This window comes from Micromonospora sp. DT41 (assembly GCF_049841715.1).
GTDB lineage: Bacteria > Actinomycetota > Actinomycetes > Mycobacteriales > Micromonosporaceae > Micromonospora > Micromonospora profundi.
The window spans coordinates 242,557-253,172 of the sequence record NZ_JBNCKU010000009.1 but is presented as its reverse complement, the minus strand read 5'-3'; the positions used below and the strand labels follow the sequence as shown (position 1 = coordinate 253,172).

12 protein-coding genes are annotated in these 10,616 nt (G+C 69.9%); 5 read left to right on the top strand and 7 right to left on the bottom strand.

What is annotated here, in order from left to right; translation table 11 throughout:
• Positions 1–335 precede the first annotated feature (335 nt).
• Positions 336–896, bottom strand: a complete 561-nt coding sequence (locus ACLQ23_RS19135; protein ID WP_355593179.1) for a helix-turn-helix domain-containing protein — start codon at positions 894–896, stop codon at positions 336–338.
• Between the two features lie 66 nt (positions 897–962).
• Between ACLQ23_RS19135 and ACLQ23_RS19130 the strand changes: the two genes are divergently transcribed.
• Positions 963–1,691, top strand: a complete 729-nt coding sequence (locus tag ACLQ23_RS19130; protein WP_425880880.1) for an AzlC family ABC transporter permease — start codon at positions 963–965, stop codon at positions 1,689–1,691.
• Positions 1,685–1,993, top strand: a complete 309-nt coding sequence (locus tag ACLQ23_RS19125) for an AzlD domain-containing protein (RefSeq protein ID WP_425880879.1) — start codon at positions 1,685–1,687, stop codon at positions 1,991–1,993. The genes ACLQ23_RS19130 and ACLQ23_RS19125 overlap by 7 nt, the downstream gene beginning before the upstream one ends.
• A gap of 6 nt (positions 1,994–1,999) precedes the next feature.
• On the opposite strand, the gene ACLQ23_RS19120 is transcribed toward ACLQ23_RS19125, so the two are convergent.
• From ACLQ23_RS19120 to nadA, 3 genes are all read right to left on the bottom strand, one after another.
• Entirely contained in the window at positions 2,000–2,593 is a 594-nt protein-coding gene (locus ACLQ23_RS19120) for a DUF3043 domain-containing protein (protein ID WP_355593173.1), read from the bottom strand.
• A 70-nt stretch (positions 2,594–2,663) separates the two neighbouring features.
• Positions 2,664–4,019, bottom strand: a complete 1,356-nt coding sequence (gene murA, locus ACLQ23_RS19115) for a UDP-N-acetylglucosamine 1-carboxyvinyltransferase (RefSeq protein ID WP_053657949.1) — start codon at positions 4,017–4,019, stop codon at positions 2,664–2,666.
• A gap of 212 nt (positions 4,020–4,231) precedes the next feature.
• Entirely contained in the window at positions 4,232–5,431 is a 1,200-nt protein-coding gene (gene nadA, locus ACLQ23_RS19110) for a quinolinate synthase NadA (protein WP_355593171.1), read from the bottom strand.
• A gap of 44 nt (positions 5,432–5,475) precedes the next feature.
• Between nadA and ACLQ23_RS19105 the strand changes: the two genes are divergently transcribed.
• From ACLQ23_RS19105 to ACLQ23_RS19095, 3 genes are all read left to right on the top strand, one after another.
• Positions 5,476–6,639, top strand: a complete 1,164-nt coding sequence (locus tag ACLQ23_RS19105; RefSeq protein WP_355593169.1) for a glycerate kinase family protein — start codon at positions 5,476–5,478, stop codon at positions 6,637–6,639.
• A 179-nt stretch (positions 6,640–6,818) separates the two neighbouring features.
• On the top strand, positions 6,819–7,187 hold the full coding sequence (gene erpA, locus ACLQ23_RS19100) for an iron-sulfur cluster insertion protein ErpA (protein WP_355593168.1): 369 nt from the start codon (positions 6,819–6,821) through the stop codon (positions 7,185–7,187).
• 188 nt (positions 7,188–7,375) lie between these two features.
• Complete coding sequence (locus ACLQ23_RS19095) at positions 7,376–8,353, top strand: carbohydrate kinase family protein (RefSeq protein ID WP_355593167.1); 978 nt, start codon at positions 7,376–7,378, stop codon at positions 8,351–8,353.
• A 45-nt stretch (positions 8,354–8,398) separates the two neighbouring features.
• On the opposite strand, the gene ACLQ23_RS19090 is transcribed toward ACLQ23_RS19095, so the two are convergent.
• Genes ACLQ23_RS19090 through ACLQ23_RS19080 form a run of 3 tightly spaced genes read right to left on the bottom strand, consistent with a single transcriptional unit; the run spans position 8,399 to position 10,522 of the window.
• A complete protein-coding gene (locus tag ACLQ23_RS19090; protein ID WP_355593166.1) occupies positions 8,399–9,460 on the bottom strand; it encodes an alanine racemase in 1,062 nt (353 codons plus the stop codon).
• Positions 9,447–9,920 carry a GNAT family N-acetyltransferase gene (locus tag ACLQ23_RS19085; RefSeq protein ID WP_355593165.1) on the bottom strand — a complete coding sequence of 158 codons (474 nt, stop codon included), beginning with the start codon at positions 9,918–9,920 and terminating at the stop codon, positions 9,447–9,449. Before ACLQ23_RS19085 ends, ACLQ23_RS19090 begins: the two co-directional genes overlap by 14 nt.
• A 14-nt stretch (positions 9,921–9,934) precedes the next feature.
• On the bottom strand, positions 9,935–10,522 hold the full coding sequence (locus ACLQ23_RS19080; protein WP_355593164.1) for a phosphoribosyltransferase: 588 nt from the start codon (positions 10,520–10,522) through the stop codon (positions 9,935–9,937).
• Between the last annotated feature and the right edge of the window lie 94 nt (positions 10,523–10,616).

The following is a 10,616-nucleotide window of genomic DNA, read 5'->3' as shown; positions in this document are numbered from 1 at the left end:
GGGGCGACGACGTGCCCGGGGGTGTGCCCTCACCGGGCGTCCGGTCGCCGCCTGCCACGCCTCGGTGGCCGGCTCGCGTCCGCTCGCTCACGGCTTGTCACCTCGTTGCAAGTTGTCGCGCTGGGGCCTCGCGTGCCGGTCAGATCGCCCGTTCCGGCAGGGCGTGGCTGCGGATGGAGGGTAACGGCGTGGGCTCGGTCACCGCCACTATGGCGCTGCCCACGGGGGCAAACATTATCCGACGGTTCCGGACATTTGGGTCGATAACCGTATCTGGTCCTCGACGATACTCCACCTACGAGCGGGTCCGTCCGCCCGGGACCGGCGTGCGGGGCTCAGGGATGTTCCATCACCAGGACGGCGAAGGTGCCGGGGAGCAGTGCCTCGTAGCGGTGCGGGATGTCGCCGGGAAACGTCGCGTAGTCGCCCGGATCGAGGTCGACGGGGTTCGCCTCGGGACCGACGCGCAGCCGGCCGGCGGCCACCACCACGTGCTCGACGCTGCGGGGGGTGTGCCCGTCGGCCTCCCGGACGGCGCCGGGCTCCAACTCGATCAGGTAGACGTCCCGCCGCAGGTGCGCCGCACCGGCGCTGAGCAGCGTGCCGGTGAAGTCGGCCTGCTCGGAGCGGATCCGAGGTCCCTCCCCGGCGCGGATCACCCGGATGGCGTCGTCGACAGGTTCCACGAGCCGCCCGAACGGTACGCCGAGCGCCACGCCGAGCGCCCAGAGCGTCTCCACGCTCGGGTTGGCGGTCCCGGATTCGAGGTGGGAGAGAGTGGACTTGGCCACTCCTGCTCGGCGGGCGAGTTCGGTGAGCGAGATGCCGACGCGCTCCCGTTCGCGGCGTAGGGCGGTGGCGATGGTGGCCAGCGGGGCGGCGGGTTCCGGCGGCATTTGTTCGCTCCATCGGATGAATGTTCGGTTTGACGAACGGCGGCGAGCTGTTCACCATAATGAACCATGCGTACGGTACAACGAACAGCCGACGCCGGGGTGCTCCGAGATGTGCTCGCCCTCGGCGCGGCGATGGTCGCCGTGGGCGCCTCCTTCGGGGCGGTCGCGGTGGCCGCCGGGATCCCGGTCTGGGCCACGCTGACGATGTCCGCGGTCCTCTACGCCGGCGGCGCGCAGTTCATGGCCGTCGGTCTCGTGGCCGCCGGGAGCCCTCTGGCCGCCGTGCTGGCCGGGCTCCTGCTCAATGCCCGGCACCTGCCGTTCGGGCTCGCGCTCGGCAACAGTCTCGGCCCCCGGCTGGGGCACCGGCTGCTCGGCAGTCACCTGTTGACCGACGAGGCGACCGCCTTCACGCTCGCCCAGCCGGACGGCGTCGCCCGCCGACGGGCGTTCTGGCTGGCCGGCACGCTGCTCTTCGTCGCCTGGAACACGGGCACCCTGGTCGGCGTGCTCGCCGGTGGCGCGGTCGGCGACCCGGCCGCGCTGGGCCTGGACGCCGCGTTCCCGGCCGGGCTCATCGCGTTGCTGCTGCCGTCCCTGCGCGACCGGGACACCCGCCACGCCGCGCTGGGCGGGGCCGCCCTCGCTGTCGTCGCCACGCCGCTGCTGCCGGCCGGGTTGCCGGTGCTGCTCGCACTGGCCGGCCCGGCCCTCATCGCCCTGCGCCGCCGCCGTACGCCCACCGGCGGTGCCGGCCCCGCAGTGCCCGCAGCCGGGGAGAGTGCGACGTGCTGATCGCGGTGATCCTGACGCTGGCCGCAGGCACCTACGGCTTCCGGGTCGCCGGTGTCCTGCTGCGGGACCGGCTCGACCTGCCCGATTGGGCCCGGCTGCTGTTGCCGGTCGCCGCGGCCGCGCTGCTCGCCGCGCTGGCGGCGACAGCGGCGATCACCGAGGCCGGCCGGTTCGCCGGCTGGGCCAGGCCGGTCGGAGTGCTCGTCGGCCTGCTGCTCGCCTGGCGCAGGGCGCCGTTCCTGCTTGTGGTTGTCGGCGCGGCGGTCACGGCCGCCGTGCTTCGCCTGCTCGGTGTGCCGTGAGCGGGATCAGACCTTGTCGCCGAGGTTCACCTGCGGGGCCGGGGCACGCATCCGCCGGAAGGTGATCGCCCGCATCACCGCGTACAGGTAGAGCGAGCCCATCCGCTGGTCGGTCTTCGGGAAGCGCTGCCGGACCAGCTTGCCGATCTTGCGGCAGATCAGCACCGAGTCGATGACCACGCCCAGCGCCAGCGCGCCCCAGAGCAGGTTGGAGATCAGCCGGACCACCGGCGGCATGGCCGCGTTCGAGCCGATCAGCACGATCAACGCGCCACCGAAGAACCAGGTGCCGACGGTACGGCGGGAGTCGACCACGTTGCGGGCCAGCAGCCGCTCCGGGCCACGGTCGCGGGGGCCACCCTCGCGGCGGAACTCCGCGGCAGCCTCGGCGCGCAGCTTGCGTCGGCGCTCCCGCTCCTCCTCCTTGCTCAGGGGGCGGGTGGGGCCGGCGGGGCGCCGGCCGACGGTCGGCCGCTTGGGCGTCTCCCGACCCTTGGCCGGGGTGTAGCCCCGGGGCTGTTCGGCGGACTCCTCGGGGGTCACCGAGGAGGCGGCCTCGTCGACGAGGTCGGTGGACTTGCGGCGAAAGAGCGACGGCACGCGGCAAGGGTAGCCAACGGTTCGCGCCCGGTGCACATCGCGGTGCACCGGGCGCAAAAGGTGATCGAGGTTACGGACGCTCGACGTGCGCGCCCAGATCGGCGAGCTTCGCCTCGAAGTCCTCGTAGCCCCGGTTGATCAGGTCGACGCCGTACACCCGGGAGGTGCCCTCGGCGGCGAGCGCCGCGATCAGGTGGCTGAAACCGGCGCGGAGGTCCGGAATGACCAGGTCGGCGGCGTGCAGCTTGCTCGGTCCGGCGATCACCGCCGAGTGCTTGAAGTTGCGCCGACCGAAGCGGCACGGGGTGCCGCCGAGGCAGTCCCGGTAGACCTGGATGTTGGCGCCCATCGAGTTGAGCGCCTCGGTGTAGCCCAGGCGCTGCTCGTAGACCGTCTCGTGGACGATCGACAGGCCTCGGGCCTGGGTGAGCGCCACGACCAGCGGCTGCTGCCAGTCGGTCATGAAACCTGGGTGTACGTCGGTCTCCAGCGCCACCGCGTTCAGCTCGCCGCCCGGATGCCAGAAGCGGATGCCACCCTCCTGGCCCGGGTCGCCCAGCTTCGGCGGCCGGGCGTCGGTGACCTCGTACTCGCCGCCGACGGACCGGAAGATGTTCAGGAAGGTCATCATGTCGGCCTGCTGCGCGCCGAGCACCTCGACGTGACCGCGGGTGGCCAGCGCGGCCGCCGCCCAGCTGGCCGCCTCGATCCGGTCCGGGATCGGCCGGTGCGTGTAGCCGTGCAGCTTCGGCACACCCTGGATCTCGATCACCCGGTCGGTGTGGACCTTGATGATCGCGCCCATCTTCTGCAGGATGCAGATCAGGTCGATGATCTCCGGCTCCACCGCGGCGTTGCGCAGCTCGGTGACGCCCTCGGCCATCACGGCGGTCAGCAGCACCTGCTCGGTGGCGCCGACGCTGGGGTACGGCAGGGCGAACTTGGTGCCGTGCAGCCCGTTGGGCGCGGACAGGTGCAGACCCTCGGGCCGCTTGTCGACGGTGGCGCCGAACTCCCGCAGCGCCTGCAGGTGGAAGTCGATCGGGCGCGGGCCGATGTGGCACCCGCCCAGGTCGGGGATGAACGCGTGGCCCAGCCGGTGCAGCAGCGGCCCGCAGAACAGGATCGGAATCCGGCTCGAACCCGCGTGCACGTTGATCTGGTCGGTGCTGGCGCTCTCCACGTTGGCGGGGTCGAAGACGAGTTCGCCGTCCTCGACGCCGTCGGTCACCTTGACGCCGTGCAGTCCGAGCAGACCTCGGACCACCTCGACGTCGCGGATCTTCGGCACGTCGAACAGTCGGCTCGGGGTGTCGCCGAGCAACGCGGCGACCATCGCCTTCGAAACCAGGTTCTTCGCGCCGCGCACGCGGATCCGCCCTTCGAGCGGAGCCCCTCCGTGCACGACCAGGACGTCGTCGGTCAACGCAACCTCCAGCGCGTCGGTGCTGCTGTGTTGATGGTGGGGAGCATGACCACTGTCGCTACCCCGGATGCGGGCATATCGAAACGGCCCGCCTACGTCGTCGCTCCGGCAGCATAGCCCTCGGTGACGAAAAAGGACTCGGTCACACCGGCGTGTGCGGTATTAATCGGTGATCCGGCACTTTTGTGTGCCACCAGCGTCACGGATCGTGATCAGGGTGCGCCCGGGGGTGGGGTGACGGCGCCCGGCAGCGCGAGCATCTGGTCAAGCGCCACCCGGGCGTGGTGCGCGGTGTCGGCGTCCACCGTGATCTGGTTGACCACCCGGCCCGCGACCAGCTCCTCCAGCGCCCACACCAGGTGCGGCAGGTCGATCCGGTTCATCGTCGAGCAGTAGCAGACGGCCTTGTCCAGGAACATGATCTGCTTGTCCGGGTGGGCCAGCGCCAGCCGGCGGACCAGGTTCAGCTCGGTGCCCAACGCCCACGCCGAACCGGCCGGCGCAGCCTCGATGGTCTTGATGATGTATTCGGTGGAGCCGACGTAGTCCGAGGCCGTGACGACCTCGTGCCGGCACTCCGGGTGGACGAGCACGTTGACCCCGGGCACACGCTCCCGTACGTCGTTGACGCTGTCCAGCGTGAACCGGCCGTGCACCGAGCAGTGCCCCCGCCACAGGATCATCTTGGCGTCGCGCAGTTGCTCAGGGGTGAGCCCGCCGCCGGGCTTGTGCGGGTCGTAGAGCACACAGTCGTCGAGCGACAGGCCCATCTCCAACACGGCCGTGTTGCGGCCCAGGTGCTGGTCGGGCAGGAAGAGCACCTTCGACCCCTGCTCGTACGCCCAGTCCAGTGCGCGTCGGGCGTTGGAGGAGGTGCAGACCACCCCGCCGTTGCGGCCCACGAAGCCCTTGATGTCGGCAGACGAGTTCATGTACGTCACCGGGACCGTGTCACCGGCGATGCCCAGCTCGGTGAGCGTGTCCCAGGCGGCCTCGACCTGACCCAGCACCGCCATGTCCGCCATCGAGCAGCCGGCAGCCAGGTCGGGCAGGATCACCCGCTGGGAGTCGGTGGTGAGGATGTCGGCGCTCTCGGCCATGAAGTGCACGCCGCAGAAGACGATGTATTCAGCGTCCGGGCGGGCGGCCGCCTCCCGGGCCAGCTTGAACGAGTCGCCTGTCACGTCCGCGAACTGGATCACCTCGTCACGCTGGTAGTGATGCCCCAGCACGAACACCTTGCTGCCCAGCTTCGCCTTCGCCGCCGCAGCGCGGGCCACCAGGTCGGGGTCGCTGGGCGCCGGCAGGTCGCCCGGACATTCGACGCCGCGCTCGGTGTCGGGGTCGCTGCCCCGGCCGAGCAGCAGCAGAGCCGTCGCCGTGTTGGAAGGTTCCACCCAGGTCGAAGTCACGAGATCCATGGTCCCACAGCGCGAGCACGGCGCAGCCTCTCTCGATGTGGGCTGCCACACTGCTCCGCATGCGTGTGTTGCTCTGCCCGGACAAGTTCGCCGGCACCCTGCCCGCCCCGGAGGTCGCCGCGGCCGTGGCCGCCGGATGGCGTACCGTCACCGCCGGCGACGACCTGCTGCTCCGGCCCCTTGCCGACGGCGGGCCGGGCTTCGTGGAGGTGCTCGCCGAGGCACTCGACGGCCGGCGGGTGCCGGTGCCGACCGTCGACCCGCTGGGCCGGCCGGCGGCTGGTGAGATCCTGCTCACCGCCGACGGCACCACCGCCTACCTGGAGAGCGCCCAGGCGTGCGGGCTGCACCTGCTCACCTCCGCCGAGCGTGACCCGAAGACCACCACGTCGTACGGGCTGGGCCTGCTGGTCACCGCCGCGGTGGAGAGCGGGGCGCGCACGGTGGTGATCGGGCTGGGCGGCTGCGGGACCAACGACGGCGGCGCCGGGATGCTTACGGCGCTCGGCGTCACCCCGTTGGATGACGCCGGCCGCGCCTTGCCGTACGGCGGCGAACCGCTCGCCGCGGTCGCCGCGGTGGACGGCGCTCCCCGCCTGCGCGGCATCCGGCTGGTCGCCGCCACCGACGTGGACAACCCGCTGCTCGGGCTGCATGGCGCGAGCAACGTGTTCGGCCCGCAGAAGGGCGCCGACCGGGCCGATGTCCTGCTGCTCGACGCCGCGCTGGAGCGCTTCGCCGCGGTGCTGGAACGGGACCTGCCCGGCTGCCCGGCAGGTCTCGGCGCGCTGCCCGGCGGTGGGGCCGCCGGCGGCCTCGGTGCGGCCATCCTCGCGCTCGGCGGCAGCTGCGAGTCGGGCATCGGTCTGGTCACCAGCGCCACCCGCCTGGACGCCGCGCTGGACACCGTCGACCTGGTGATCACCGGTGAGGGGTCCTTCGACCACCAGTCGCTGCGCGGCAAGGTCGTCGCCGGGGTGGCCGGGGCGGCCCGCGACCGGGGGGTGCCGTGCGTGGTGGTGGCCGGCCAGGTGAGCGCCGGCCGGCGGGAGGCGGCCTCGGCGGGCGTGACCGACGCGTACAGCCTGGTGGAGCACTTCGGCGGTGAGGAGGCCGGCGGCCTGGACGCCGCGCTCAGCCGGCCCGCCGACGGGTTGCGCGAGCTGGGCGCGCGGCTGGCCCGGCAGTGGAGTCGCTGAGGGCTACTCGGCGCGTCGGCACGGCCAGATCCGGGCCGACCTGCGGTGCCGATCCCGCCACGCGGGTGGGTCCGGCCGAGGCGGCGTACGATCGGAACTGGACCACAACCGGGAATCACTGGACGACGCGTGATGTTGGCCAGTGCGTCCGGACCTAAACCGCGCAGGGAGACTTCCACGTGACCACGCCAGCGCAGACCGAGTCGACCGAGGCCCAGGCCCCTACTTCCGTCGTCCTCACCGACGTCGCGGCGCAGAAGGTCAAGGCCCTGATCGAGCAGGAGGGCCGCGATGACCTGCGGCTCCGCGTCGCGGTGCAGCCGGGTGGCTGCTCCGGCCTGCGGTACCAGCTCTTCTTCGACGAGCGTTCGCTCGACGGCGACGTCGTCACCGACTTCGGTGGCGTCGAGGTCGTTGTCGACCGGATGAGCAGCCCCTACCTGGCCGGCGCGACGATCGACTTCGCCGACCGGATCGACGCACAGGGCTTCACCATCGACAACCCGAACGCGGGCAACTCCTGCGCCTGCGGCGACTCGTTCAACTGAGTCGCGCCACACACCAGCACGACGACGGGGCCGTCCTCCGGGGCGGCCCCGTCGCCGTGTCGAGGAACGGTGGGAGCGGTCCCGTAGCGCCGGTTACCGGCGGGTTGCCGTTGTCCGACCGACCAGACACCACGCGGTTACCGGGCCGGTAGGCTGACCGCGCCCTGCTCCCGACCCCGAGGGTTGACATGAAGATCGCCGTGACCGGCTCGATCGCCACCGATCACCTGATGAGCTTTCCCGGTCGCTTCGCCGACCAGCTCATCGCCGATCAGCTGCACAAGGTTTCCCTCTCCTTCCTGGTGGACGACCTCGTGCTCCGCCGTGGCGGTGTGGCGGCGAACATCTCCTTCGGCATGGCGCAGCTCGGGCTGCGCCCGGTGCTGCTGGGCGCGGTGGGCGCCGACTTCGCCGACTACCGCTCCTGGCTGGAACGGCACGGTGTGGACTGCGACTCGGTGCACATCAGCGAGGTGGCGCACACCGCCCGCTTCGTCTGCACCACCGACACCGACATGTGCCAGATCGCCTCGTTCTACGCAGGTGCGATGAGCGAGGCACGCAACATCGAGCTGGCCCCGGTCGCCGACCGGCTCGGTGGCCTGGACCTGGTGCTTGTCAGCGCCAACGATCCCGAGGCGATGCTGCGCCACTCGGCAGAGTGCCGCACCCGCGGGTACGCGTTCGCCGCCGACCCCTCGCAGCAGCTCGCCCGGATGCCGGGCGAGGACGTGGTGGCGCTGATCGAAGGCGCCGAGTACCTGATGACCAACGACTACGAGAAGTCGCTGCTGCAGAGCAAGGCGAAGCTGAGCGACGACCAGCTGCTCGACCTGGTCAAGGTGCGGGTCACCACGCTTGGCAAGCACGGCGTGGAGATCGCCGGGCGGGGCATCGACCCGATCCACGTGCCGATCGCCCGGGAGATCCGCGCTGTCGACCCGACAGGGGTGGGCGACGGCTTCCGCGCCGGCTTCTTCACCGCGCTGTCCTGGGGCCTCGGCCTGGAGCGGGCAGCCCAGGTCGGCTCGCTGCTCGCCACGCTGGTCCTGGAGACCGTCGGGACTCAGGAGTACGACGTCCGCCGCGACCTGTTCGTGAAGCGGCTCGCCGAGTCCTACGGCGATGCGGCCGCCGACGAGATCCGCCCGCATCTGCTGCCATAGGCGGCTTGTCCGATTGTTGACAACCGCTGACGGCAGGCCCTGCTCCTAGCCGGAGCGAGCCTCGACCGTCAGCGGTTGTAGCTTTCCGTCGGGTTCCGACAGCCAGAGCACCGACTGCAGGTTGACCACGGTGTTCGCGTTGTTGGGAAATATGCAGACCCGGGATCCGACCGGAAGGCGTACCTGTCGGTCGATCACGCTGTGGTGGTCGAATATGCGATCAATGGTGACGCGGGGCAGATCCACCAGTTCGCCGTATCCGTCGAGCCAGGCGGGTCGGTCGCGGCCAATGGCTTTCGCTCCGGCGTCCAGCACGGCGCGGTCGGAGCTGCTGTGGACCACCGTCGCGACGACGCACAACGCCGACCGGCCGCGATCCATGCCCAGCGCGACCTGTTGGCGATCTCCCAGGGCGTACGTTCCCGGGCGGTATTCGGTGACGATGTCGGAGCCGCCGTGGCTCATGGTGGGTGTTGATCCCGCACTGACGACAAGATTGGTCAGGCCGCGTTTTTCCATCTGGGACAACGCAAGGCCAAGGGCCTGCGTCTCCTCGGCGGAAGCGGCCGCGGAATTGCCGGGACGATAGGACTGCCCTGGATAGGTGTAGATGCCCCGCACGTCGAAATCCAGCTTGCAGAGCGCCACTGCGAACTCTCCCGCATCCGCGGGGTTGATTCCCGAGCGGCGACAGCCGCAGTCGACCTCGATCAGCACCTTCGGCCGCCCGGCCGCCGACAGGCACTCACGAAGTGCCCGGGCGGCCGGCACCGACTCCACGCCGAAGAGCACGTCGCCGTCCTCGTGGACGCGTTCGACGGCGCGTCGATTGGATCGGTCGGCGATGAGGGGAAAGGCGATGAAAACGTCCTCGATGCCGGAGGCGATCAGGGCTTCGGCTTCGTGCAGGTTCGCACAGGTGGCACCCTTGGCTCCTGCCGCGGCCTGCATGAGGGCGATCGCGGTGGACTTGTGGGTCTTGAAGTGCGGGCGGAGGCTGGCACCCCAGCCGTCGACAAGCCGCTGCATGGAGACGATGTTCTTCTCCAGTTTCGCGCCGTCGATCAGACAGTAGGGCGTGGGGATCTCCGCCTCAACGCTGCTCATCCGGCTTCCCTGAGACCACGGCGACCCCCCTCAGATAGCGGCGGAACCCGTCCACGGGCGCGTTGAACTCCAGGGACCGGTACAGGGCTTGAGCGTTCGTCCGGGCGCTGTTGGAGATCAGCTGGATCTTGTAGCAGCCCTTGGCCTCCGCGAACCGCACCGTAGCCTCCATCAGGGCGCGGCCGATGCCCAGGCGGCGTTTGCCCGGATCGACCACCAGGTTCTCGACGATGGCCCAGGGGCTTCCGTCTCGGGACAGGTTGCTGACGACCACGACATCGACGGTGCCGATGACCTCGCCGTCCACGTCGGCGACGAGCACCTGGCGATTCTCCTGCCCCAGCATGTCCTCGAAGATCTCCACCTCGCGGTCGGAGGCGGGCGCCTTGCGGTCGCCGTCGTGCATGAGTTCGAGCAGGCGGACGAGGTCGTCCACATCCGAGGATTTCGCCGGCCGCACGTAGTTCTCATTTGTCATAGTCGCCTCGTTCGGTAGACATCGCTCATCCTCCACGGAGCACTCAACGGTTGCTTCGTTTCCCGCCCGACGAAGTCTGGCTTGATCGAGGATGCCGGGTGCGAGAAGAGCGAAACGGTCTTGATCGTAGCGGGGGCCTTGGACTTGGCGAGCTCAAGGGCCGCTCGCAGATCCTGCCCCGAATACAATTCGCCAACCGCAAGTAGCAGTCTCTTTCCGGCGAGGTCCGGCAGCACCTCCGGATATCGGATATGGGCGGCGCTCAACCCGTCCGTCTTGTCGAGTATGGTGTCGATCACGAACAGGGGAAGATGGCCCATGTTCCCGGCAAGCATTCCGCCGAGAATCGCACCGCCGCGTCCGACTCCGATGACCACATCAGGATTGAAGCTCGACGCCTGTATCTCTTTCAGCAGCGACCTCGTGCACGTCTCTACCATTCTCCACGAGATCTTGTTTCGCTCGCGGATGAGCCGGATGGACAAAAAGATGGTGAACAGGCTCGCTATGCTCGAGATAACTAATGACGCTGCGTTGACTATCGCCACTAGGTCCTCCGTCTGAGGCTCAGTTAGACGCAGCATGGTAACGGGCTACGGCTAGACCCGGTGCCCTTCCGGCAAGCAGCGATTCGCAGCGATGGTTGACAGCGGGAGCATCGTCGGATAATGCCGCTTC

Coding starts and splice junctions, on each gene's coding strand:
- ACLQ23_RS19135 (WP_355593179.1), bottom strand. CDS start 896: ATGCCGCCGGAACCCGCCGCCCCGCTGGCCACCATCGCCACCGCCCTA.
- ACLQ23_RS19130 (WP_425880880.1), top strand. CDS start 963: ATGCGTACGGTACAACGAACAGCCGACGCCGGGGTGCTCCGAGATGTG.
- ACLQ23_RS19105 (WP_355593169.1), top strand. CDS start 5,476: ATGTGGGCTGCCACACTGCTCCGCATGCGTGTGTTGCTCTGCCCGGAC.
- ACLQ23_RS19095 (WP_355593167.1), top strand. CDS start 7,376: ATGAAGATCGCCGTGACCGGCTCGATCGCCACCGATCACCTGATGAGC.
- ACLQ23_RS19090 (WP_355593166.1), bottom strand. CDS start 9,460: ATGAGCAGCGTTGAGGCGGAGATCCCCACGCCCTACTGTCTGATCGAC.
- ACLQ23_RS19080 (WP_355593164.1), bottom strand. CDS start 10,522: ATGCTGCGTCTAACTGAGCCTCAGACGGAGGACCTAGTGGCGATAGTC.